Source organism: Streptomyces sp. NPDC005878 (assembly GCF_040629815.1).
Lineage (GTDB): Bacteria > Actinomycetota > Actinomycetes > Streptomycetales > Streptomycetaceae > Streptomyces.
This window is the reverse complement of the sequence record NZ_JBEXWK010000041.1, coordinates 47,936-71,668: the sequence shown is the minus strand read 5'-3', so window position 1 is coordinate 71,668 and position 23,733 is coordinate 47,936. Positions and strand designations below refer to the sequence as shown.

The following is a 23,733-nucleotide window of genomic DNA, read 5'->3' as shown; positions in this document are numbered from 1 at the left end:
GTTCCCCGCGCCCCCAACCGCCCAGGGGCGCGGGGAACTGCGCGAGCAACCCCCACCGGGGCCGCAGGCAAACAGGGGTCTGGGGGCGGAGCTCCAGTGGGTGAGCAACCCCCACCGGAGTTGCAGGCAAACACGGGGCACGGGGGCGGAGCCCCCAGTGTGCTAGCAACCCCCGCCGGGGCCGCGGGCAAACAAGGGGTCTGGGGGCGGAGCCTCCGGGGGACTACAGGGGGTCCACCGGGCCGCCCCGGCCCGACAGGACCTCCCCGTACGCCTGCATCAGATCCGGCAGCCGCAGCGTGGACAGGTCCTCGCGCCCCGGCGTCGTCGGATACGCCGACAGCCGCAGGTCCCGGTACGCGCAGCTCTTCTCGTACAGCGTGCGCAGAAAGCGGCCGTTGCCGAGTTCGTCGATCCAGCCCTGGTCCACCACGTGCCCGCTGATCGAGCGGAGCTCGTCCAGCGCCTCCTCGTCCCAGCAGTCGCCGTTCTCCGCCGCCAGGACCTCCCCGATCGCGGTGAGCTCCAGGGGGCGGTAGGAGGGGAAGTCCACCCGGGTGGTGAAGCGGGAGGAGAGGCCGGGGTTGGTGGCGAGGAGGCGGTCCATGCCCTCGGGGTAGCCGGCGAGGATGACGACCAGGTGGTCGCGGTTGTCCTCGGCGCGCTTCAGCAGCACCTGGAGCGCCTCGTCGCCGTACGCGTCGCCCTTGCTGTAGCCGGAGTTGGAGAGGCTGTACGCCTCGTCCACGAACAGCACCCCGCCCAGCGCCGAGTCGATCAGCTCGTTCGCCTTGACGGCCGTCTGACCGAGGAACTCGCCCACCAGGTCGGCCCGTTGCGCCTCGACGAGGTGGTCGCCGCCCAGCAGCCCCAGCGCGTAGAAGACCCGCCCCAGGATGCGCGCGACCGTGGTCTTGCCGGTGCCGCTGGGGCCGGAGAAGACAAAGTGACGTTTCGGCGGCTGGACGGGCAGTCCCTGGCCGACCCGTAACCGGGCCATGTTCAGCTGCGCCGACAACGCCTTCACCTGGCGTTTCACCGGCTCCAGGCCCACCATGCGCTCCAGCTCCGCAAGGGCCTGGGCGAGCAGCGCCGAGTCGGTGGGGCCGGCCGGCACCGGCGGCGGGGCGGGCTGGGCGGGGACGCCCGCCTTCTGCCGGACGCCGGCGGGCGGCGGAACCACCACCGCCGGACCGGCCAGCGGCACCCGCACTTCGCGTCCCTCCGGCGGTTCGAGGGGGGCGGTCTCGGGCTCGGCGCCGTCCGCGGAGCCGTCCTGGCCGAAGCCGGCCAGCGAGACGGCCGCCAGGTCGGCCGGGTCCTCCGGCCCGTACGACCCGTCCAGGACGTCGGACTCGGTGATCGCGGCCAGCCGCGCCGAGGTGTCCATGAACGCCGGGTCGACCCGGTGCACCGCCCGGTACAGCGGAAGGGCGGCGGCGGAGCGGCCGGTGCCCTCGTGGGCGCGGGCCAGCCAGTAGCGCAGCTCCTTGCGCTGGGGCTGCTCGCTGCGGCAGCGCATCAGGGCCGCCGAAAGCAGCGGCTCGGCCTGCCCGAACATCTCCAGCCGCACCCGGGCCATCCCGCCGAAGAGCCCGGCCTCGATCCCGAGCAGCGGATCACCCAGTAACGGCTCGGTGTGCCGCACCAGTTGGTCCCAGTCCTTGACCAGGTACGCCCGGCAGGCGTGCAGGAAGCGGACCTGCGGGTCGGTGTCGACCGGCGGCAGCCCCGCCAGCGCCCGGTCCAGCTCGGGCACATGGCGCCCGTCCAGCCAGTGCGAGGCGTGCGCGAGCAGCAGATCGCGCGGGCTCTCCAGGACCGGCTGGACCCACCAGCCCAGCCAGTACCAGGAGTTGAGGGTGCGCCGGTGCCGGGCGCGCTGTTCGCCGAAGCGTTCCCGGTGGCGGTACATGCGCAGCAGCGCCGTGGTGGTGTCCACCCGCAGCGCGTGCAGTCCCAGCCAGCCGTCGACCATGCCCGGATCCATCCGCACCGCGGCCCGGAACTCCTCCTCGGCCTGCGGGTACGCGCCCATGGTGTACGCGTCGATGCCCCGCAGCCAGGCGAGATCGGCCGGGGCGTGCGCGCCCTGCGTGCCGAAGTCCATCACGTCCCCCACCACCGTGCCCCCGTGCCGAACCGCCAATTCACGGAAGGGAATGACCGAACGGAATTGACGGGAACTGACCGCACCACTCGCATCGTACCTGCGAGGGGGCCCCGGATCTAAGGGTGGCGCGGGGCGATCGAAAGCGTGACGCGGCCGGTGACCGAGGGTGAGCGAAAAGCGCTGACGTGCACGGTGAGAGGGCCGGAAAAGGCAGAACGAAGCCCCCGATCACGGGGGAACAACCGGGGGCTTCGCGTCCGCGGCGGCTCCGGAAAGCCGCACATTCAGAACGTAAGACCTGTACGGCCCCCGGGTCAAGCGGAGTTGGAGGAGTGCGGGGGGCGGTTTTCCGACGGTTCAGCCCAACGGGGGCTTGTCCTCACTCTCCGTGAGGGAACGGTGTGCGAGGGGTGCGAAATCGCGCCTCGGGAGCCACTCGTATCCCTCCTGACACTGTCGTACCAACGCATCCACATACGGAAGGGAGGGATCCGCAGCGAAATGGCGCATCTCCGCCTCCGTCCACGCGTCCCAGAAGCCGGAAAGCGCCGCTCCGTCCCGTCGGCGACCGCGCGCCCAGGACCCCTCGGCGTCCATTTCCATCCACAGCAGCAACGCCAGCCACGGCCGCACCTCGCGCCGGCCCGCCCCGACGCCCTCGATCAGCACCACGGGCGCGGGCGGCAGCGGGACCGCAGGGCCGAACCGGCGCGCGTTCCAGTCGTACGGCGTGACCCGCCCGGCCTCGCCCCGTGCCAGCGGGCCGACGACCTGCGCGAGCAGCCGGGGCGTCCAGGCGAAGAACTCCTCATGGGTGGCGAGGTCGTCGAGGTGGAGGACCGGCGCCCCGCCGAGCGCGGCGGCCAGCCGTCCGGCGAAGGTGGACTTGCCGGAGCCCGCGTGCCCGTCCACCGCGACCAGCCGGACCGCCCCGCAGGAGGGCGGCAGGGCGCGCACGGCCGCCGCGATGCGGTCGATTTCTGCCATGCCTCCACCCTAGATCGCCTGCTCCGGACGGCCGCGCGGGCCATGCCAGTGGTCCAGACCCATATTGGTGGCGCGGCGCGGCGCGCGTCTCTGGCAGAAGTCGCCCGGGACCCGGGATAGTTGGGCCACGGCCGCGCCCACCGCTCCATCCTCGTCCGACTGGGGGTCCCGCCCATGACCCGTCCCACCCCGCGCAGAACCGTCCTGGCCGCCGCGCTCGCCGCCGCGGCGGGTACCGCCGTCCCGGCCTCCGCGGTGGCCGCCCCGGCCCCCTCGGCCCTGCGTCCCGCCCCGGCCCGGCCCGGGAAGGGCGTCCCCTCCCTGGTGGACAACCATGCCTGGACCACGCACGCCGACTGGCGCTCGGGCGAGGCCGCGGGAGTGCGTGCCGTGCCGGGGCGCCGCCCGGGCCTGGTCATCGCCCGTCCCGCCGGCCGGATCGACTACACCGACCCGCACACCGGGAAGACGGCCGCCTGGGAGTACGCGAGCTGGACCTCGCCCGAGCACCGCTCGCCCGTCCCGGCCACCGAGGCCGTCGCCCACTGGAACGCGTACACCCCCGCCGGGACCTGGCTCCAGGTCGAACTGCTCGGCACGTACTCCGACGGCACGGCGACCCCGGCGTACGTGCTGGGCCGCTGGACGGCGGGCGACGGCGACGGAGACATCCGGCGCACCTCCGTCGACGGCCAGAAGGACGGCAGGAGCACGGTCTACACCGACACGTTCGCCATCGACGACGCGGCGAGCGGGCTGCGCCTGGCCTCCTACCGGCTGCGCCTGACCCTCTACCGCACCCCGGGCACCCGCCTCACCCCCACGGTGTGGCGGCTCGGCGCGATGGCCTCCGACATCCCGGACCGCTTCACGGTGCCCGCCTCCACCCCGGCGTACGCGGGCGAGCTGATCGTCCCCCGGTACTCGCAGGAGATCCACAAGGGCCAGTACCCGCAGTACGACAACGGCGGCGAGGCCTGGTGCAGCCCGACCTCCTCGCAGATGATCGTCGAGTACTGGGACCGCCGGCCCACGGCGGCCGACCTCGCCTGGGTCGATCCGGCCTTCGCCGACCCCCAGGTCTGCCACGCGGCCCGCTACACCTACGACTACCAGTACGGCGGCTGCGGCAACTGGCCCTTCAACGCCGCGTACGCCGCCACGTACCGGGACATGAGCGCGGTGGTCACCCGGCTGCGCTCCCTGAACGACCTGGAGACGCTGGTCCGGGCGGGCATCCCGGCCATCACCTCCCAGTCCTTCCTGAAGACCGAGCTGACCGGCGCCGGGTACGGCACCTCGGGCCATCTGATGACGGTGATCGGCTTCACGGCCGACGGCGACGTGATCGCCAACGATCCGGCCTCCCCGGGCGACCCGGAGGTGCGCCGGGTCTATCTCCGCCGGGAATTCGAGAACATCTGGCTGCGGACCAAGCGGTACAACGCCTCCGGCAAGGTCGTCTCGGGCACCGGCGGGGTCTGCTACCTGTACTGGCCCGCGCACCCGGGAGAGCGGCGGCGCAGGGCGCTGGCCTCGGTGGGCGTCCGGGCGTGACCAACGTCTCCCCCTGGCCGGCCGCATCTGCTGGCACTCTGAAATGGCACCCGGGGGGACCGTCCACCGCCAGACGACCGAGTGAGATCCCATGACCCTGCACGCGACCACCGCCGACGACCCGCGCGCCCTGGCCGAGCTCCGCGCCCGCACCGGCGGCCCGGACGACGGTCCCAAGATCCTGGAGCACGTCCTCGGGTGGGTCCTCGTGGTGGTCCTGGCGATGCTGGTCACCCAGACCGGTCTGCTGTGACCCCGGGGCCGGCCTTCCGGGGCCGGCCCGACCCGTCCGACGGCCCGTGGGGCGGTCTGCCATACTGCCGGGATCCTGTGGCAGTCGGAGACCAGGGACGGACTTGGACAAGAGCCAACAGCGAGGCGTGACCGGGCGATCGCAGGGCCGTCGCTCCGAACTCATCGCGACGGGGCGGAAGTTGTTCGCCGACACGTCGTACGACGCCTTGTCGATGGACGACATCGCCCGGCACGCCGGGGTGGCCAAGGGCCTCATCTACTACTACTTCAAGAGCAAGCGCGGCTACTACCTCGCCATCGTCGAGGACGCGGTGGCCGAGCTGGTCGCCCGCGCCGCCGGCGACACCGGGCTGCCGCGCGCCGACCGCGTCCACCGGACGATGGAGGGCTATCTGCTCTACGCCGAGCACCACCAGGCGGCGTACCGCACGATCGTCACCGGCGGCGTCGGCTTCGACACCCAGGTCCAGGCGATACGCGACGCCGTCCGCGAGGAGCTGATCGCCACCATCGCCGAGGGCGCCTACGGCAGACGGGACGTCCCGGTGCTCGCCCGGCTCGCGCTGCTCGGCTGGATGGGCTCGGTGGAGAGCGTGACCCTGGAGTGGCTGGGGACGGGCGCGCCGGAGCGCGCGACCGTACGCGAACTGCTGGTGCGGACGCTGCGCCGGACCATGGACACCATCGCCGAGTTCGAGCCGGACTGCCCCTCGCCCGGCGCGTGACGCGCGGGTGGCCCGACCGCACGTCCACGGCGGTCCGTTCCGTGACCGCCGGATGCGCAATCCGTGATCTTGGAGCCAGTGACGGGACGCGTCCGATCGGGCATACTCACAGCGCCACAGCCACCAGCCTGCGACTTCCGTGATCCGGGAGGGTAGGCATCGGCTGTCCGGCAGAGTCACCGGCGGCGCCGCCACACCCTGCGCGCGCGACCGCCGAAGCGCCCGACAGGGAGGAGAGCGCCGCCATGCCCGACCGCGCCCCGCAGCCGGTGGACCGACAGCTGCCCACCGAGGAGGCCCGGGACCTTGTCGCACTGGTACGCGACATCGTCCAGCGGGAGATCGCCCCTCATGCCGCCGAGCAGGAGGACGCCGGACGCTTTCCGCGCGAGATCTTCTCGCTGCTGTCGGCCTCCGGGCTGCTCGGTCTTCCGTACGACTCCGCGTTCGGCGGTGGTGACCAGCCCTACGAGGTGTACCTCCAGGTCCTCGAAGAGCTCGCCGCCGCCCGTCTGACCGTCGGCCTCGGCGTCAGCGTCCACTCGCTGGCCTGCCACGGCCTCGCGGGCTACGGCACCAAGCAGCAGCAGGCCGACCACCTGCCCGCCATGCTCGGCGGCGGTCTGCTGGGCGCCTACTGCCTCTCCGAACCCGCCTCGGGCTCCGACGCGGCCTCCCTGCGCACCAGAGCGGTCAGGGACGGCGACGACTGGGTCATCACCGGCACCAAGGCGTGGATCACCCACGGCGGGGTCGCCGACTTCTACACCGTCCTCGCCCGCACCGGCGCCGAGGGCTCCCGGGGCATCACGGCCTTCCTGGTCCCCGGTGACGCCGAGGGGCTGACCCCGGCCGCCCCCGAGAAGAAGATGGGCATGAAGGGCTCGCCCACCGCCCAGCTGCACTTCGACGGGGTCCGGGTGCCCGACAGCCGCCGGATCGGCGAGGAGGGCCAGGGCTTCGCGATCGCCCTCTCCGCGCTGGACTCCGGCCGGCTCGGCATCGCCGCCTGCGCCATCGGCGTCGCCCAGGCGGCGCTGGACGAGGCCGTGGCGTACGCCACCGGGCGGCAGCAGTTCGGCCGGCCCATCGCGGACTTCCAGGGCCTGCGGTTCATGCTCGCGGACATGGCCACCCAGATCGAGGCGGGCCGGGCGCTGTACCTGTCGGCCGCGCGGCTGCGGGACGCCGGACGGCCCTTCTCCAAGGAAGCCGCCATGGCCAAGCTCTTCTGCACGGACGCGGCGATGAAGGTCACCACCGACGCCGTCCAGGTGCTCGGCGGCTACGGCTACACCGCCGACTTCCCCGTCGAGCGCCTGATGCGCGAGGCCAAGGTCCTCCAGATCGTCGAGGGCACCAACCAGATCCAGCGCATGGTCGTCGCCCGCCACCTGGCGGGTCCGGAGACCCGCTGACCCCTGGTGGGTCCGGGGCGTACGGATCCGTACGCCCCGGCTCGCGGGGGCTGGCTTTTCGCGGTTTCTGACGTACCGTCAACTTCCCTGTCGTCCAGGAGGTTGCCGTGTCCCAGGACCGTCCGATCGCACTCGACGAATACCCCATCCACCAGGTCCCCCTCTCCCTGAAACACGTCGCCACCGGCGACCGCAACGCCTACGACCGCTGCATCTTCCACGTCTTCGACCACCACGGCCGCGCCCTGCTGATCGCGGGCCTCGGCGTCTACCCCAACACCGGGGTCATCGACGCCTACGCCACCCTGCGCCTCGGCGACCGGCTGTACGCCGTCCGCGCCAGCGACGCGCTCACCGACGACCGGATGAACCTCTCGGTGGGCCCGCTGCGCATCACCGTCGACGAGCCGCTGCGCCGCCTCACCCTGCACTGCGCCCCCGACCCGGCCGACCCCGCCTCGCTCGCGTACGAGATCACTTGGCAGGCGGACTTCCCGGCCGTCTGGGAGCCGCACCACGTCCAGCGGCGCGGCGACCGCCTGACCCTCGAAGGCCGCCGCTTCGTCCAGGCGGGCCACTGCGCCGGAACCATCCGCGTCGGCGGCGAGGAGATCGCCCTCGCGGCGGGGGAGTGGACCGGCACCCGGGACCGCAGCTGGGGGGTGCGCCCGATCCCCGGCGAGAGCGGCGGACGCGCCGACGAGCACCGGCCCGAGGGGTTCCACTGGCTCTGGGTGCCGGTCCGCTTCGACGACCGCTTCCTGATGGTGATCGCCCAGGAGGACGCCGACGGCTACCGCACCCTCAACGAAGCCGTGCTCGTGCGCGAGGGCCACCCGGACGCCCAACTCGGCTGGCCCCGGGCCGACATCGCCTACCGCTCCGGCACCCGCCACCCCGAACGCGCGGTGATCCACCTGACCGACGCCTCCCGCGAGCCGCTGGAGCTGGGCGTCGAAATCCTCACCTCCTCGCCGCTGGCCGTCGGCGCCGGGTATCCGCCGGCGGACGACTGGCAGCACGGCACCTGGCAGGGGCGCGGCTGGACCGACCGCCGTGTCCACGACCTCTCCGACCCCACCACCCACCCCCTGGCCGCCTACGGCGTCACCGACCACGCCGCCCGCTTCACCCTCGACGGGCGGACCGGCTACGGGATCTTCGAGCACGGCAGCTTCGGCCGGCACGACCCCAGCGGCTTCGCCTCGTACACCTCCGTCGCACCCTGACCTCCGCGCCCCGGCTCTCCGCCCCGCCCCGCCGCGCCCCCTCCGCGCCCCGAGAAGGGAACCGCCCATGGCCACGGCACCACGACCCCGCACCACCACGCGCGACCCCCAGGAGATCGGCCGCAGGCTCACCCGCTGGCTCGACGCCCGGCTGCCCGGCGCCCGCGTCACCGGCGTCGAGGTCCCGTCCTCCAACGGGATGTCGAGCGAGACCCTGCTCTTCGGCCTCGACCACCCCGACGCGCCGGTGCGCGCCTGCGCCCTGCGGCTCGCCGCCGATCCGGCCGCGTACACCGTCTTCCCGGTCTACGACATGGCCCGCCAGCACCGGGTGATGCGCCTGGTCGCCGAGCACACCGATGTCCCGGTGCCCCGGGTGCTGTGGCTGGAAGAGGACCCCGCCGCGCTCGGCGCGCCCTTCTTCGTCATGGAGCGCGCGCAGGGGCGCGTACCGCCCGACGTCATGCCCTACACGTACGAGGGGAACTGGCTGCACTCCGCGAGCGACGCCGAGCGCCGACGGCTGGAGGACGCCACCGTCGCGGTGCTCGCCGGGCTCCACGACCGCTTCCCGGCCGAGGAGGCCGCGTTCCTGCTGCCCCCGGGCGAGGGCTCACCCCTGCGGCGCCACGTGGAGGCGCAACGGGCCTACTACGCCTGGGTGGTGGAGGGGTTGTCGCCCTCCCCGCTCATCGAGTCCGCGTTCGACTGGCTCGACGCGCACTGGCCCGCCGACGAGGGGCCCGCGGTGCTCTGCTGGGGCGACGCGCGGATCGGCAACATCGTCTACGACGGCTTCGAGCCCGCCGCCGTCCTCGACTGGGAGATGGCGGCGCTCGGCCCGCGCGAACTCGACCTCGGCTGGACCGTCTACCTCCACCGCTTCTTCCAGGATCTGACGGTGAGTTTCGGCCAGCCGGGGCTGCCCGGCTTCCTGACGCGCGGCCACATCGAGGCGCGCTACGCGAAGTTGACCGGCCACACGCCCCGCGCGATGGAGTTCCACACGCTCTACGCCGCGCTGCGGCACGCGGTGGTGATGCTCAGGATCGCCTACCGGCAGCTGCACTTCGGCGAGGTCCGGGCCCCCGAGGACCCGGACACGCTGATCCTGCACCGGGCGAGCCTGGAGGCGATGGTGCGCGGAACGTACTGGAGCGGGGGCGCGCCCTAGGCGGCGCGGCGCATGCGCGGGACCCGCAGCGGGCGCGAGCCGGGGCCGCCGACGTGCGAGAAGGGCTGGGTGCGCCAGTCCAGGCCCTGCGGGAGCGTCAGGAGCAGCGCGGTGTCCTGCTCCAGCAGGTCCTTGGAGGTGTCCGCGGGCCTGCTCTGGGCGGCGGGACGGCCGGTCCCGGCGCACACCGTCAGGACGAACGGGTTCCAGGGGCTCGGGCACAGCGCGTGCTCCGGCAGCACCGTCTCGTCCGCGAGGAGCGCGATCGGCTGGGCGCAGTCCGGGCAGATCACCCGGTACATCTCGAAGGTGTCGTAGGCGTCGGCCGCCTCGTCGTCGGTGAACTCGTCCTCGACGTAAGGAGCGACGAGCTCCGGACCGGTGCGTTCGTCGGTGCGTTCATTCGGCACACGTCCGCCGCGCTTCATGTTCTGCATTGGGTTTCTCCCCCTCGGGTGGGCCGGCAAGGCGCCGTAGCCGCGACCACAGCAAGCAATTCCCGCCACGCCCCGTCCGTAACCACCCGGACCCTCACGGCGGCGTCACAAACCTGTGGCATTCGTCACATGCCCGCCGCAGGTGCCCCTTCCGGTCGCCGCGGACTGTGCCGGAGGGGACCTGGGGGAATAGGTTGATCCGCATGGAGGAGCTGGACCGTCAGATCGTGGATCTGCTCGTCAAGGACGGGCGGATGAGCTACACCGACCTGGGCAAGGCCACCGGCCTGTCCACCTCGGCGGTGCACCAGCGGGTACGCCGTCTGGAGCAGCGCGGAGTCATCCGCGGCTATGTCGCGGTCGTGGACCCCGAGGCGGTGGGGCTGCCGCTGACCGCGTTCATCTCGGTCAAGCCCTTCGACCCGAGCGCCCCCGACGACATCGCCGAGCGGCTGGCCGACGTGCCGGAGATAGAGGCGTGCCACAGCGTCGCGGGCGACGAGAACTACATCCTCAAGGTGCGCGTGGCGACGCCGCTGGAGCTGGAGCACCTGCTGACCCGCATCCGCTCGCTGGCCGGCGTCTCCACCCGGACCACCGTCGTTCTCTCGACCCCGTACGAGGCACGGCCGCCGCGTATCTAGGCTGTTCCCATGAGTTCCGAGAGCGCCGCCGCCCTTCCGGCCCGAACCGTCGCCCCGCTGCCCGCGGGCGAGCCCGACCACCGCACCGTGCTGCTGCGCGGCGGGGAGGTCCACAGCCCCGCCGACCCCTTCGCCACGGCGATGGTCGTCGAACGCGGGCACGTCGCCTGGGTCGGCTCCGAGGGCGCGGCCGACGCCTTCGCGGCGGGCGTGGACGAGGTGGTCGACCTCGAAGGAGCCCTGGTCACCCCGGCGTTCACCGATGCGCATGTGCACACCACGGCCACCGGCCTCGCGCTCACCGGCCTCGACCTGTCCACCGCCCGCACCCTCGCGGAGGCCCTGGCCGCGGTACGGGAATACGCCGCGGGCCGCCCCGGCGACGACGTGCTGCTCGGCCACGGCTGGGACGCGGCGCGCTGGCCCGAGCGGACCCCGCCCACCCGCGCCGAACTCGACGAGGCCACCGGCGGGCGCCCCCTGTACCTGCCCCGCATCGACGTGCACTCGGCGGTCGCGAGCACCGCGCTGCTCGACCGGATCCCGGGCGTCACCGGCCTCGACGGCTACCACCCGGACGCCCCGCTGACCGGCGCCGCCCATCACGCGGTGCGGGCCGCCGCCCACGCGGCGATCACCCCCCTCCAGCGCGAGGAGGCCCAGCGGGCCGCGCTGCGCCACGCGGCCTCCCTCGGCATCGGCACCCTGCACGAGTGCGGCGGCCCCGAGATCTCCGACGAGGACGACTTCACCTCGCTGCTCGCCCTGGCCGGCGAGGAGGCCGGCCCGCGGGTCTTCGGCTACTGGGCCGAGCAGGTCACCGGACCCAAGGACGCCGATCGCATCCGCGAACTCGGCGCGCTCGGCGCGGCCGGCGACCTCTTCGTCGACGGCGCGCTCGGCTCCCACACGGCCTGTCTGCACGAGCCGTACGCCGACGCCGCGCACACCGGCACCGCCCATCTGGACGCGGCCGGCGTCGCCGCCCATGTGACCGCCTGCACCGAGGCCGGGCTCCAGGCCGGGTTCCACGCCATCGGGGACGCCGCCGTGACCGCGGTCGTCGAGGGCGTGCGGGCCGCCGCCGCGAAGGTGGGCCTGGCCCGGATCCGCGCCGCCCGCCACCGCGTCGAGCACGCCGAGATGCTCACCCCCGAGACGATCGCCGCCTTCGCGGAACTCGGCCTCACCGCCTCCGTGCAGCCCGCCTTCGACGCGCTGTGGGGCGGCGAGGAGGGCATGTACGCCGAGCGCCTCGGCGCGGACCGGGCCCGCACCCTGAACCCGTACGCGGCCCTGCTGCGCGCCGGGGTGCCCCTCGCCTTCGGCTCCGACGCACCGGTCACGCCGTTCGACCCGTGGGGCACCGTCCGCGCGGCCGCCTTCCACCGCACGCCCGAGCACCGGGTCTCGGCCCGCGCCGCGTTCACCGCCCACACCCGGGGCGGCTGGCGCGCCATCGGCCGGGACGACGCGGGCACCCTGGTGCCGGGCGCCCCCGCCGACTACGCGGTCTGGAGCACCGGCGAGCTGATCGTGCAGGCGCCGGACGACCGGGTGGCCCGCTGGTCGACCGACCCGCGCTCGGGCACGCCCGGCCTGCCCGACCTCAGCCCGGGCGCGGCCCTGCCGGTCTGTCTGCGCACGGTGGTCTCCGGCCACACCGTCTTCGTCCGGCCGAACGAGTGACGCAAAGACGTTCCGTACGGCCGTCAGGCTGCCCTCGCCGGGCCGTCGTCACCTGCGCATCTCCCGCGCTGACCTGCGTGTTCGGGACGATTGCGCAGGTCGAACGGCTGTTGACAGAGAGCGGCGGGGGGCCGGTAGGTTCGGCCGGGTCCACCGCAGGACGTCCGGCCGACAGAAGGTTTCTGCCGTCCGGGGGGTCCCCCTGCTCCGCGGGAGCTCGGGGGAGCGTGCGACCCGGATGGGGCCCGGACGTTCAGTAGACAACGGTTCCAGGCGGCCCGCAGCCAGCGGGCCCCCGGCCCGGCCCGAAGGGCGCCGGGCCCCCATTCCGACACCCCGGGACCTCGCGGTGCGGCGGTGCCCCCACCGCTCGCTATGGTGGTGCCCTGCGTACGGACAATAAGGGGCAGCAGTGAACGACGGCGGTCAGAGGCGATACGGCCCGCTCGGCAGAGCCTTGGTGATCATCCCGACCTACAACGAGGCGGAGAACATCAAGCCGATCGTCTCCCGCGTCCGGGAGTCGGTCCCCGAGGCCCACGTCCTGATCGCCGACGACAACAGCCCGGACGGCACCGGCAAGATCGCCGACGAGCTGTCCGCCGAGGACGACCACGTCCACGTGCTGCACCGCAAGGGCAAGGAGGGCCTCGGCGCCGCCTACCTCGCGGGCTTCCGCTGGGGCGTGGAGAAGGGCTACGGCGTCCTCGTCGAGATGGACGCCGACGGCTCCCACCAGCCGGAGGAGCTGCCCCGGCTGCTCACCGCGCTCAAGGGCGCCGACCTGGTCCTCGGCTCGCGCTGGGTGCCGGGCGGCCGGGTGGTGAACTGGCCCAAGCACCGCGAGTTCATCTCCCGGGGCGGCTCCACCTACTCCCGGCTGCTGCTCGGCGTGGACATCCGCGACGTCACGGGCGGCTTCCGGGCCTTCCGCCGCGAGACCCTCGAAGGCCTCGGCCTGGACGAGGTGGCCTCGCAGGGCTACTGCTTCCAGGTCGACCTGGCCCGCCGCGCGGTGGCCGCCGGCTACCACGTGGTCGAGGTGCCCATCACCTTCGTCGAGCGCGAGCGCGGCGACTCCAAGATGAGCAACGACATCATCGTCGAGGCGCTGTGGCGGGTCACCGCCTGGGGCGTCGGCTCGCGCGCCAACAAGCTCATGGGCCGCAAGCCGTCCTGAGCGGGCGACTGCGGTTCCGGCTCCGGCTCCAGCCGGGCGGCCGCGCTGACGGATCCCTTACGCCGTCCTGGCACGCGCCCAGGCACACTGGGAGCATGACGACCGGCACTCCGCCCTCCGCCCCGCCCAAGCGCTCCCGTGCGCGTACTCTCGTCCCCCTGGCGATCGCCGCCTGGCTCCTCGCGGAGATCTGGCTGCTGGTCGCGGTGGCGCGCGCCGCCGGGGGACTGACCGTGCTCGCCCTGCTGGTCGCGGGCGCCGTGCTCGGCGGATACGTCATCAAGCGGGCCGGGCGCCGCGCCTTCCGCAACCTCACGGAGACGCTTCAGCGCCAGCAGTCCGGGGCGGCGGACCCCGGCGCCGAACCGCGGTCCGGCGGCGAGGGCAACACCTTCACGATGCTCGGCGGCCTGCTCCTGATGGTGCCGGGCCTGCTCTCGGACGTCCTGGGCCTGCTCTGTCTGGTGCCGCCTGTGCGCAAGACCCTCGGCCGGTACGCGGAGCGCTCGCTGGACAAGCGGATGCGCGCCTCCCGCCCCGGCGGTCTGGGCGCCGCCTTCCAGCAGGCCCGCATCCACCAGCCCGACGGCAAGGTGGTGCGCGGCGAGGTGATCCGCGAGGACGCGGGCTCCTCGCCGTACCACGAGGAGCGGGGCCCCCGGCCGCCGCTGACCTGACGGCCGGCCCGCCCGGGCCGGCCGCCCGCCGCGCCGGTCATCGTGCCCGGCGGGCGGCGCACCGGGCACAAGAAGAGGGCCGGTCCCACCGAAACGGTGGGACCGGCCCTCTTCTTCTTGGGCGCTTCGGCGCTTGCGCGCTTAGGCGGACTTGCGGCTGTCGCGCGGATGCACGGCAATGTTCATGGCGCCGGAACGCAGGACCTCCAGCCTCTCGGCCAGAACCTCCTCCAGCTCCTCGCGGGTGCGCCGCTCCATGAGCATGTCCCAGTGCGTACGCGCGGGCTTGCCCTTCTTCTCCTCAGGACCTTCGCCGTCCACCAGGAGTGCCATGGCGCCACACGCCTTGCACTCCCACTCCGGCGGGATGTCTGCCTCCACCGAGAACGGCATCTCGAAGCGATGTCCGTTCTCGCATGCGTACTCCACCGCCTGGCGCGGGGCCAGATCGATGCCGCGGTCGGTCTCGTAGCTGGTCACCACGAGGCGCGTGCCGCGAAGAGCTCGCTCACTCATGAATCGTGCCTCCCGGGCTTGTCGCCCACAGGACAGGTGTCGCTGTCGTCGTCATCCGGTCAACGTCCGGTCGGCGTTAAAGATTCCCGTTGTGGGTCATGTGTCGCCGTCGTGCCGCCCCTTGTTGTACCCACCAGTGCCCGGTTTGTCACATCTGGCAGCAGATGTCACCCAGCGTCTTCTCTAGTTGAGCACGCAGTAACGGTCCGCCTGGCAGGCCAAAGGCGTACACTACCGGCCTTTCACTTCAACGTCTAAATCCGCGCCGGAACAGGGTTCCCGGCGGCCGCCACGGCGGCCCTCACCGGGACCCTCGCGAGCAGCACGAAGCCGACCGCGAAGAAGATCACGAGAGAGATGATGGCATCCCGGTAGCTGCCGGTCAGCTGGTACGCGAGCCCGAACACCAGTGGCCCCAGCCAGCTCAGCCCGCGATCGCTCATCTCGTAGGCCGAGAAGTACTCGGCCTCCTTGCCGCTCGGCACCAGGTGTGAGAAAAGCGACCGCGACAGCGCCTGGCTGCCGCCGAGGACCGTGCCGATCGCCGCCGCCAGGACGAAGAAGAGCGCGGGCGAGTGCGCGGGCAGGAAGTACCCGGCGCCCAGGATCAGCGCCCACACCGCCAGCGACCCCAGGATCGTGCGCTTGGCGCCGTGGGTCCGCGCCAGCCGCCCCATCCCCAGCGCCCCCGCCACCGCGAGCACCTGCACCAGGAGCACGGCGACGATCAGGGTGTTCTGGTCCAGCCCGAGTTCCTCGGAGCCGTACAGCGACGCCTGCGAGATCACGGTCTGCACGCCGTCGTTGTAGATCAGGTACGCGAGCAGGAAGGCGAGCGTCAGCGGACGCGCGCGCATGTCGCGCAGGGTCGCGACGAGCTGGCGCCAGCCCGCGCCCACCCTGCCCTCGGCCGGTACGTGCCCGGCGGGCGCGCGCCGGTCCCGCAGCCGCCGCAGCGGTACGAGCGTGAAGGCGCCCCACCACACGCCCGCCGACGCCAGGCAGATCCGTACGGCCGTGCCCTCGGACAGCCCGAAGCCGTCGTGGCCCGAGTAGAGGGCCAGGTTGAGGATCAGGACGAAGGCGCCCGCGGTGTAGCCGAACGCCCAGCCGCGCGAGGAGACGCGGTCGCGCTCCTCGGGGCCCGCGATCTGCGGCAGATAGGCGTTGTAGAGCACCATCGAGACCGACAGGGCGGCGTTGGCGACGATGAGGAGGACCGCGCCGAGCAGATAGCGGTGCCCGTCCAGGAAGAACATGCCGGCCGTCGCCGCGGCACCCGTGTAGGCCGCCACCGCGAGCAGCGGCTTCTTGCGGCCGGTGCGGTCGGCCGCGGCGCCCACCATCGGCATCAGGACCACCGCGAGCACCACCGAGGCGGACACCGCGTAAGCGAAGAGGGACCCGGCCCGCACCGGGACGCCCAGGGGGTGCACGAAACCGCGGGCGTCGGCGGCATCCTTGGCGATCGCCGTCAGATACGGCCCGAGGAACACGGTGAGGACGGTCGTCGAGTAGACCGAGCACGCGAAGTCGTAGAAGTACCAGCCGTGTTGCTCGCGGCGGCGGTCGGCGTCCGGGACCGCCTCCGCGGCGGCCCGGCCCATGGTCTCGGCGGTCAAACCCCGCGCCCTTCCGTTCGTCCTGTGGGCGCGCGCGGAGTTCAGAAGCCGGTTCCCCGGTCGGTCAGTACCTTGCGCAGCGTCTCCAGATGATCGGTCATGATGCCATCCACACCGAGGTCCAGGAGCCTCGTCATCCGATCGGGATCGTTGACGGTCCACACGTGGACGTGCAGGCCCAGGGCGTGCGCGGTCCTCACGAAGCGCCGGTCCACCACCGGGACGCCGTTCTGGGACTCGGGCACCTGCGCGCACACCGCGCCCCGGCGCAGCGGCGCGGGCAGCCCCAGTGAGCGCAGCCGCAGCGCGGCCACGCCCCGCACCCCGTACGAGGTGGCCAGGCGCGGACCCGCCAGCCGCGCGGCCCGCGCGACCCGGGCCTCGGAGAACGAGCCCACGCACACCCGGTCCCAGGAGCCGGTACGCCGGATCAGCTCCACCAGCGGCACGAGCGCCGACTCGGCCTTCAGATCCACGTTCCAGCGCGCCTCGGGGAACGCGTCGAGAAGCTCCTCGAAGAGCGGCAGCGGCTCCCGGCCCGCCACCCGGGCCTGTGACACCTCGCCCCACGGCAGATCGGCGATCCGGCCCACGGCGTCGGTGACCCGGTCCAGGGTGGAGTCGTGGAAGGCGACCAGACGGCCGTCCGCCGTGGTGTGGACATCGGTCTCGAAGTACCGGAAACCGGCCGCGGCGGCCCGCCCGAAGGCGGCGGCGGTGTTCTCGATGCCGTCCGCGGCCCCGCCGCGGTGGGCGAAGGCGATCGGCGTCGGATGGTCCAGATAGGGGTGGCGTACGCGAGTCACCCGGGCAGTATCGCCTGTGCCGGCGCCTCCCCGGCCAGGGGTCCGGCGGCCGGGGCCGGTTCGCCGGCGGCCCCCGGTGTCCCCGCCGCCTCCGGGACCGCGAAGACCCGCAGGAAGAGCTGGGCGAGCGGGCCGATGGCGAGGGCGTAGGCGACCGTGCCCACACCGAGCGAGCCGCCGAGCAGGAAGCCGGTCACCACGACCGCCACCTCGATCGAGGTGCGCACCAGCCGGATGGAACGGCCGGAGACCCGGTGCAGCCCGGTCATCAGGCCGTCGCGCGGCCCGGGGCCGAACCGCGCCGAGATGTAAAGCCCGGTCGCCACGCCGTTGAACAGGATCCCGCCGGCCATCAGCGGGATCTCGGCGGCGAGGCCGTGCACGTCCGGCACGAGGGCGAGGGTGGCGTCCATCGCGATGCCGATGGCGAAGACGTTGGAGACCGTGCCCAGGCCCGGGCGCTGGCGCAACGGGATCCACAGCAGCAGCACCAGCGCGCCCACGATGATCGAGACGACCCCGATGGTCAGCCCGGTGCGCTCGGCGATGCCCTGGTGCAGCACACCCCACGGTTCGAGTCCGAGCCCGCTGCGCACCAGCAGCGCCGAGCTCACCCCGTACAGCGTGAGGCCGACATAGAGCTGGAGCAGCCTCCGGGTGAGGTGTGCGGACACGTGAGCGTCCCCCTGTCTGGTGGTGGTGGACTGACGCATGACACTCTGTGGCGGGGAATCCTCTCCCAACCATGGCCAATCCGGGGAAGGTGGACTGACTTCATGGCGCAGTGGACCTCGGCGGTCGGGCCGGCACAGCTCGCCCGACAGCTCAACGCACAGCAGCAGCCCCGCCCGGCGGGCACCCGCAAGCCGCCCGCCTACCGGGCGCTGGCCGACGGGATCCGGCTCCTCGTCCTCGAAGGCCGGGTGCCGGTGGCCGCGCGCCTGCCCGCCGAGCGGGAGCTGGCCCTGGCGCTCTCGGTCAGCCGCACCACGGTCGCCGCCGCCTACGAGGCGCTGCGCGGCGAGGGCTTCCTGGAGTCCCGCCGGGGCGCGGGCAGCTGGACGGCCGTGCCGGCGGGCAACCCGCTGCCCGCGCGCGGCCTGGAGCCGCTGCCGCCCGAGTCGCTGGGATCCATGATCGACCTGGGGTGCGCGGCGCTGCCCGCGCCGGAGCCGTGGCTGACCCGTTCGGTGCAGGGCGCCCTGGAGGAGCTGCCGCCGTACGCGCACACCCACGGCGACTATCCGGCCGGGCTGCCGGCGCTGCGCCGGATGCTCGCCGAGCGGTACACCGCGCGCGGCATCCCGACCATGCCCGAGCAGATCATGGTCACCACCGGGGCGATGGGCGCCATCGACGCCATCTGCCACCTCTTCGCCGGGCGCGGCGAGCGGATCGCGGTGGAGTCGCCCTCGTACGCCAACATCCTCCAGCTGATGCGCGAGGCCGGGGCCCGGCTCGTGCCCGTCGCCATGGCCGAGGGGCTCACCGGCTGGGACCTGCCCCTGTGGCGGCAGGTGCTGCGCGACTCCGCGCCCCGGCTCGCCTATGTCGTCGCCGACTTCCACAACCCGACGGGCGCGCTGGCCGACGAGGACCAGCGCCGCGCCCTGGTGGACGCCGCCCGTTCGGCCGGGACCGTGCTCGTCGTCGACGAGACCATGTCCGAGCTGTGGCTGGACGAGGGCGTCGACATGCCGCGCCCGGTCTGCGCCTTCGACCCGGCGGGCGCGACGGTGCTCACCGTCGGCTCGGCGAGCAAGGCGTTCTGGGCGGGCATGCGCATCGGCTGGGTGCGGGCGGCCCCCGACGTCATCCGCTCCCTGGTCGCGGCCCGCGCCTACGCCGACCTGGGCACCCCCGTCCTGGAGCAGCTCGCCGTCAAGTGGCTGATGGCCACGGGCGGCTGGGAGCAGGCCGTCGACCTGCGCCGCGCCCAGGCGCGTGAGAACCGCGACGCGCTGGTGGCGGCGGTCCGCCGGGAGCTGCCGGAGTGGGAGTTCGACGTACCGGTGGGCGGGCTCACGCTGTGGGTGCGCACCGGGGGAATCTCCGGCTCCCGCCTGGCGGAGGTGGGCGAACGGGTGGGCGTCCGGGTGCCGTCCGGCCCCCGGTTCGGCGTGGACGGCGCCTTCGAGGGCTATGTGCGCCTCCCCTTCACCGTGAGCGGCCCGGTGGCCGAGGAGGCGGCGGCCCGCCTCGCGGCGGCGGCACGGCTGGTGGAGAAGGGGGCGAGCACGGGGGGCGAGTCGCCGCGGACGTTCGTGGCATGAGGGGAAGGGGCGCGGCGGTGCGGGGCCTTGAGGGGGGCCGGGGCGCCCGGGGCCCAGAGCTGCGGCACTCAGGACCGAGGGACGTTCGGGGCACCTGGGGGACGTGTCGGGCGCCCAGGACCGAGAGGTGCCGGGGCCCCCGAGGGTGCCGGGGCGCCCGGGGCTGACGGGCGCTCGCCGTGGTGCCCCGGGCGTTCAGGCGTTCCGTCCGCCGGTGCGGTGGCTCACCCCTCCGCCGGTACCGCCTGCGCGTGCGGGGCCGCCTCCACCGGCAGGTCGCGTTCCGGGAGCAGGTCGAGGACCGCCTGGCGGTGCTGTTCGCTGGTCGCCTCGTCGTACGGGTCCGGGGTCGCCGGGACCTGGAGGCGCAGGACGGGCCCGGTGCCCAGCCGGGCGTAGCCGCGGCCGGGCGGGACGAGCGCGGTCGGGGTGGTGTGCGGCGGGACGCCGAGGACCCACGCGGCCTGGGCGGCGGTGGCGGGGCCGAGCACCACGCGCGCGCGGGTGTGCGTGCGGACCGGCTCGGTCAGCGCCTCCAGGCAGTCGAACTGCTCGGCGACCACCACCGTCACCCCGGCCGCCCGGCCGTGCCGCAGCGGGATCTGGAGCAGCTGCTGCGGCTCGGGGCGCCCGTCGGCGGCGGCCAGGTGCCCGAAGACGCTCGGCCGGTCGAGCAGGATCCACAGCGGCCGCTTGACGTCGTCCGGAGTCGGGTGGCCCGACTGGCGGGCGCGGTTGGCGGCGATGAGGCGGCGCTCGGTCTCGTGCGCGGCCCACTCCAGCGTGGCCAGCGCCCCGGCGAGGCCGCACTCGACGGCGAGCACGCCCCGGCGCCCGGCCAGGCACGCGTACTCCCCGGTGCCGCTGCCCTCGACAATGAGCACGTCGCCGTACTGGAGCGCCTGGAGGGCGATGGAGCGCAGCAGGGTCGTGGTGCCGCTGCCGGGCTCGCCGACCGCCAGCAGGTGCGGCTCGGTGGAGCGCGGCCCGGTGCGCCAGACGACCGGGGGCGCGTCGCGGACGTCCTCGCCCTCGACGACCGGCACGGTCCGCTGCACCGCGTCGGCGTCGGTGAACCCGAGCACGGTCTCGCCGGGCCCGGCCACGAACCGCTGGGCGGCGATCGCGGTGGGGAGCGCGCCGAGGACGCGCATCACGAGCTGGTTGGCCTCCTCGTCCCACTCGAACCGGTACTCCCGGCCGCGCCCGGACTTGGTGTGCAGCAACTGCTCGATACGGGCGCGCGCCTCGGGCTCGCCGTCCGTGAAGTACGCCGGGTAGCGGATGAGGAGGCGGGCCACCCGGCCCGTGTCGTCGAACGCGTACTCGCTGAAGACGGCGGTCCAGTCACCGCCGTGGGTGAAGAGCGGACCGGGGTCCTCCGGCACCGAGAAGTACGGCACGAGCGCCTCGTAGAGCGCCTGGAGGCGGCCGGCCTCCGCCTCGTCGGGGCCGGTCTTGACGGGGACGCGCACGCGGCCCTTCCAGGCGGCCGCGGCCATCACCGTGATCAGGGCGAGCAGCGGCCCGTACGGGATGAGCGCGACCACCAGGACCACGGCGGCCGCCAGGAACAGCGCGGGACCACGCCGCTCCTTGGGCGTGGCGGTCCACTTGCCGCCCAGGGCGACGAGGATCAGCCGCAGGCCGCGGGTGATCGTGATGAGCGGATGGAGGACGTCGGTGGCGCTGTCGGCGGCCGTGCGCGCCAGCTCGCGGCTGCGGGCGATCGGCGCGGTCGTGCTGCTCAGAATGCGGGGGAGTGGTCGCCGGGCCACGTCGGTCTCCTGTGGGGGTGGTCGGGGCTGCGGGAGGTCAGAACTTGATCCCGCCCAGCAGGCTGGCCAGGCTCTGGCCCCCGGCCTTGATGCTCGGGGCGATCGCCGTGCCCGCGAGGTAGAAACCGAACAGGGCGCAGACCATGGCGTGCGAGGCCTTGAGGCCGTCTTTCCGGAAGAAGAGGAAGACGATGATGCCGAGCAGGACGACGCCTGAGATGGACAGGATCATGAGGAGTTCTCCTGGGTGGGGGGACAGTCACCATGAGTTCTTCCATGATCACGGGAAGTATCTATGTGATAAAAGGTGCAATCGAGTGAAATCCTCTGATTTTCACTGGAGTGGCGGACAGGGATCCGGGCCGCGGGAGGGACACTGCGCGCCCGGTGGACCGGGTGCTGTTACTCGCGGTGAGCTTTGCCCCGGGCGGACCGGTCCATGTCGGCCGGCGGGCAGTACCCTGTCGATTCACTCGTACGGCCCCGACGCCGTACGGGCCAGGTCACAGGCGTTCCGAGGAGCGCCGCACCCGAAGAAAGGCGGTCCGCGCGATGAGCGATGCCCTCGATCCCGAGGTGGTCGAACTGGCGAGCAGGATCTTCGATCTGGCCCGCCGGGGAGAGGCGGAGGCGCTCGCCGCGTACGTGGACGCCGGGGTCTCGCCCGACCTCACCAATGACCAGGGTCACACCCTGGTGATGCTCGCCGCCTACCACGGGCACGCGGAGGCGGTCTCCGCGCTCCTCGCGCGCGGGGCCGACCCCGACCGCGCCAACGACCGCGGCCAGACCCCGCTCGCGGGAGCGGTCTTCAAGGGCGAGCAGGAGGTCGTGAAGGCGCTGCTCACAGGCGGAGCCGATCCTTCCGCCGGGACGCCGTCAGCGCTGGACACCGCACGGATGTTCGGCAAGACGGAACTGCTCGCACTCTTCGGCGACCGCTGAGGTTTGTGCCGGGGTACCCCCGCCTACCTGGTGGGAGAGGCTCGTAAATGTGGTCGCGGTGGCGAAATGCCTGGGTCATCATGACGACGAGCCCCTTCATCAGGGGCAGGGTCCTTACATCGGGGGCCACACGACGAGAGGCAGGAAGATGGTCCACAGCAAGCGGAAGACGGCGGACGGCCGAACATGTTGGCGCGCGGCCTACTAGGGCACGGCACGAATCCCGGTTGCGTCGACAGCTTGATGTGAGGCTACTTCCATGTTTGATCCGGTCATAGCGCCGAGCGGTACGCTGCTCGGCCTGCTGCAGCGGGGCCGCGGCGACGGCACCCTGCACGCGCTCGCCGCCCCGCGCCCAGAAGCCCTGGCGGCCCTGAACCACTGTGTACTGAGCGACCCCCGCCAGGACTGGCAGGTGGAGAACCGCTCCCTGTACTACGCGCGCCTCTACCTGGATCTCGACGGCGGACTCGACGAGATCGAGGCCCATCTCCTCAGCGCCGAGGACGTTCTCGACGCCGACGAGAACCGCACCGGCCTCGCGCTCGCGGTCCTCGGCCACCTCGCCTCCTACGGCAGGCACGACGCGCTGCTGCTGCTGCGCCGCTACGCCGCGGGCGGTGCCAACTGGCGCTGGGCCCTGGACGAGCTCGCGCTGCGGGACGACGACGCGGGACTGCGCGCCCTCGCCGAGCCCGTCCTCGCCCGCTTCCCCCGCACCCCCGAGGGCGACGCCGAGCTGGCCGCCACCGTCCGCGACGCCTTCGAACCCCGGCCCTGGCGGCTGTGGGCCGAGGACACCCGCGCCTCGGTCGGCGCCCGGGTGCGCGCCGCCCGGGAAGCCGGCTCCTTCGACCGCTGGCAGCGTCAGCTGAGGCCGTCCGGGCCGCGCCCCGGCTGGAGCGTCCAGGCCGTCTTCGACTGGGCCCAGGAGGGCCTCGACCGCGGCGCCGACCTCACCCTGCCCGCCGCCCGCTGCCTGGGCGCCGTCGCCGGGCCCGACGACCGCGAAATGATCGTCGAGGCCGCGCGCGCCGGCGCGGACGGCGCCCGCTGCGCCGCCCTGCACTACCTCACCGAGTCACGCGACCCGCGCGTCCTCGACCTCATCGAGGCCGCCGTCGGCGGCGGCTCCCGCACGGTGGCCGAGGCCGCTGTCCAGGCCTTCGAGCGGATGTGCGGCCCCGCGGCCGTCGACCGGGCCCGCGGCTGGGTGCACCGGCCCGACGCGCTCGGCGCCGCCGCCGCGGGCGTTCTCGCCTGCCGGGGCGAGGCCGACGACGCCCAGCTGGTGCTGGGCGCGCTGCGCGAGTGCGTGCGCTCCGAGGGGCCCGACGCGCCCCTGCTGCGCCCCCTCGTCGACGGCACCGGACGGCTCGGCATCGGCTGCGCCGCCCCCGTACTGCGGCACCTCTACCGCGAGACCGCCTCCTCCGAGCTGCGCGGCCGCACCGCCCGCGCGCTCGCCGCCACCGACCCCTCCTTCGCCACCGGCTTCGCCGTCGAGTGCCTGTGGGACTGCGAGGAGACCACCCGCGAGGTGGCCGCGCAGTACGCCGAGCTGGTCGACGCGCGCGTGGCGGAGCGGCTGCGGCGCCTGGCCGACGACCCGGCCGAGGAGGCCGAGGTACAGAGCGCCATCCACAACCGGATGGGCCCCGACGCACCCGCTCTATGAGCCGCGGCTCCGTCCGGACGGGCCGGGAGC

Annotated in this window: 22 protein-coding genes; 13 read left to right on the top strand and 9 right to left on the bottom strand. The window is 73.5% G+C overall.

The annotated features are described in order from the left end of the window. Window positions 1-223 precede the first annotated feature (223 nt). Together ABZ404_RS36465 and ABZ404_RS36460 are read right to left on the bottom strand one after the other, a co-directional pair. The gene (locus tag ABZ404_RS36465; RefSeq protein WP_358836253.1) at window positions 224-2,110 is read right to left on the bottom strand and encodes an AAA family ATPase; all 1,887 of its coding nucleotides are present in this window, start codon (window positions 2,108-2,110) and stop codon (window positions 224-226) included. A gap of 360 nt (window positions 2,111-2,470) precedes the next feature. Beyond that, complete coding sequence (locus ABZ404_RS36460) at window positions 2,471-3,100, bottom strand: hypothetical protein (protein WP_358836244.1); 630 nt, start codon at window positions 3,098-3,100, stop codon at window positions 2,471-2,473. A gap of 174 nt (window positions 3,101-3,274) precedes the next feature. Between ABZ404_RS36460 and ABZ404_RS36455 the strand changes: the two genes are divergently transcribed. From ABZ404_RS36455 to ABZ404_RS36430, 6 genes are all read left to right on the top strand, one after another. Beyond that, window positions 3,275-4,657 carry a peptidase C39 family protein gene (locus ABZ404_RS36455; protein ID WP_358836245.1) on the top strand — a complete coding sequence of 461 codons (1,383 nt, stop codon included), beginning with the start codon at window positions 3,275-3,277 and terminating at the stop codon, window positions 4,655-4,657. Window positions 4,658-4,748: 91 nt separating this feature from the next. After that, entirely contained in the window at window positions 4,749-4,910 is a 162-nt protein-coding gene (locus ABZ404_RS36450; protein ID WP_358836246.1) for an SCO1431 family membrane protein, read from the top strand. A gap of 103 nt (window positions 4,911-5,013) precedes the next feature. Continuing rightward, on the top strand, window positions 5,014-5,637 hold the full coding sequence (locus ABZ404_RS36445; protein ID WP_358836247.1) for a TetR/AcrR family transcriptional regulator: 624 nt from the start codon (window positions 5,014-5,016) through the stop codon (window positions 5,635-5,637). Between the two features lie 245 nt (window positions 5,638-5,882). After that, entirely contained in the window at window positions 5,883-7,055 is a 1,173-nt protein-coding gene (locus ABZ404_RS36440) for an acyl-CoA dehydrogenase family protein (RefSeq protein ID WP_358836248.1), read from the top strand. Between the two features lie 107 nt (window positions 7,056-7,162). Then, window positions 7,163-8,284 carry a hypothetical protein gene (locus ABZ404_RS36435; protein ID WP_358836249.1) on the top strand — a complete coding sequence of 374 codons (1,122 nt, stop codon included), beginning with the start codon at window positions 7,163-7,165 and terminating at the stop codon, window positions 8,282-8,284. Between the two features lie 67 nt (window positions 8,285-8,351). Then, complete coding sequence (locus ABZ404_RS36430) at window positions 8,352-9,458, top strand: phosphotransferase family protein (protein ID WP_358836250.1); 1,107 nt, start codon at window positions 8,352-8,354, stop codon at window positions 9,456-9,458. Here ABZ404_RS36430 and ABZ404_RS36425 read toward each other — a convergent pair. Then, window positions 9,455-9,895 (bottom strand): hypothetical protein, encoded by a 441-nt coding sequence (locus ABZ404_RS36425; RefSeq protein WP_358836251.1) that lies wholly within the window; start codon window positions 9,893-9,895, stop codon window positions 9,455-9,457. The genes ABZ404_RS36430 and ABZ404_RS36425 overlap by 4 nt on opposite strands. A gap of 203 nt (window positions 9,896-10,098) precedes the next feature. Here ABZ404_RS36425 and ABZ404_RS36420 point away from each other — a divergent pair, with 203 nt between their 5' ends. From ABZ404_RS36420 to fxsA, 4 genes are all read left to right on the top strand, one after another. After that, window positions 10,099-10,539: an Lrp/AsnC family transcriptional regulator gene (locus ABZ404_RS36420; RefSeq protein ID WP_067155585.1), complete on the top strand. Its 441-nt coding sequence runs from the start codon at window positions 10,099-10,101 to the stop codon at window positions 10,537-10,539. Window positions 10,540-10,680: 141 nt separating this feature from the next. After that, complete coding sequence (locus tag ABZ404_RS36415) at window positions 10,681-12,228, top strand: amidohydrolase (protein ID WP_358991344.1); 1,548 nt, start codon at window positions 10,681-10,683, stop codon at window positions 12,226-12,228. A gap of 412 nt (window positions 12,229-12,640) precedes the next feature. Next, a complete protein-coding gene (locus tag ABZ404_RS36410) occupies window positions 12,641-13,408 on the top strand; it encodes a polyprenol monophosphomannose synthase (protein WP_358837701.1) in 768 nt (255 codons plus the stop codon). Window positions 13,409-13,503: 95 nt separating this feature from the next. After that, the gene (gene fxsA / locus ABZ404_RS36405; RefSeq protein ID WP_358837702.1) at window positions 13,504-14,085 is read left to right on the top strand and encodes an FxsA family membrane protein; all 582 of its coding nucleotides are present in this window, start codon (window positions 13,504-13,506) and stop codon (window positions 14,083-14,085) included. 141 nt (window positions 14,086-14,226) lie between these two features. Here the strand turns inward: fxsA and ABZ404_RS36400 are convergent, their stop codons facing one another. The 4 genes from ABZ404_RS36400 to ABZ404_RS36385 all read right to left on the bottom strand — a co-directional run bounded on the left by ABZ404_RS36400 (window position 14,227) and on the right by ABZ404_RS36385 (window position 17,742). After that, window positions 14,227-14,601, bottom strand: a complete 375-nt coding sequence (locus ABZ404_RS36400) for an RNA polymerase-binding protein RbpA (protein ID WP_067155573.1) — start codon at window positions 14,599-14,601, stop codon at window positions 14,227-14,229. A 254-nt stretch (window positions 14,602-14,855) separates the two neighbouring features. Next, entirely contained in the window at window positions 14,856-16,208 is a 1,353-nt protein-coding gene (locus tag ABZ404_RS36395; RefSeq protein ID WP_358836113.1) for an MFS transporter, read from the bottom strand. Window positions 16,209-16,264: 56 nt separating this feature from the next. Then, the gene (locus ABZ404_RS36390) at window positions 16,265-17,029 is read right to left on the bottom strand and encodes a glycerophosphodiester phosphodiesterase (protein WP_358836112.1); all 765 of its coding nucleotides are present in this window, start codon (window positions 17,027-17,029) and stop codon (window positions 16,265-16,267) included. Continuing rightward, window positions 17,026-17,742: a hypothetical protein gene (locus tag ABZ404_RS36385; protein WP_358836111.1), complete on the bottom strand. Its 717-nt coding sequence runs from the start codon at window positions 17,740-17,742 to the stop codon at window positions 17,026-17,028. The genes ABZ404_RS36390 and ABZ404_RS36385 overlap by 4 nt, the downstream gene beginning before the upstream one ends. Window positions 17,743-17,805: 63 nt before the next feature. Here ABZ404_RS36385 and ABZ404_RS36380 point away from each other — a divergent pair, with 63 nt between their 5' ends. Continuing rightward, on the top strand, window positions 17,806-19,302 hold the full coding sequence (locus ABZ404_RS36380) for a PLP-dependent aminotransferase family protein (protein WP_358991341.1): 1,497 nt from the start codon (window positions 17,806-17,808) through the stop codon (window positions 19,300-19,302). A 224-nt stretch (window positions 19,303-19,526) separates the two neighbouring features. On the opposite strand, the gene ABZ404_RS36375 is transcribed toward ABZ404_RS36380, so the two are convergent. Both ABZ404_RS36375 and ABZ404_RS36370 read right to left on the bottom strand, forming a co-directional pair. Continuing rightward, the gene (locus ABZ404_RS36375) at window positions 19,527-21,080 is read right to left on the bottom strand and encodes a hypothetical protein (RefSeq protein ID WP_358836109.1); all 1,554 of its coding nucleotides are present in this window, start codon (window positions 21,078-21,080) and stop codon (window positions 19,527-19,529) included. 37 nt (window positions 21,081-21,117) lie between these two features. Then, window positions 21,118-21,312, bottom strand: a complete 195-nt coding sequence (locus ABZ404_RS36370; protein WP_067155558.1) for a hypothetical protein — start codon at window positions 21,310-21,312, stop codon at window positions 21,118-21,120. Window positions 21,313-21,632: 320 nt separating this feature from the next. On the opposite strand from ABZ404_RS36370, the gene ABZ404_RS36365 reads away from it, so the two are divergent. Both ABZ404_RS36365 and ABZ404_RS36360 read left to right on the top strand, forming a co-directional pair. Continuing rightward, a complete protein-coding gene (locus ABZ404_RS36365; protein ID WP_358836108.1) occupies window positions 21,633-22,025 on the top strand; it encodes an ankyrin repeat domain-containing protein in 393 nt (130 codons plus the stop codon). A 259-nt stretch (window positions 22,026-22,284) separates the two neighbouring features. After that, window positions 22,285-23,703 (top strand): HEAT repeat domain-containing protein, encoded by a 1,419-nt coding sequence (locus ABZ404_RS36360; protein ID WP_358836107.1) that lies wholly within the window; start codon window positions 22,285-22,287, stop codon window positions 23,701-23,703. The last annotated feature ends 30 nt before the right edge of the window (window positions 23,704-23,733 follow it).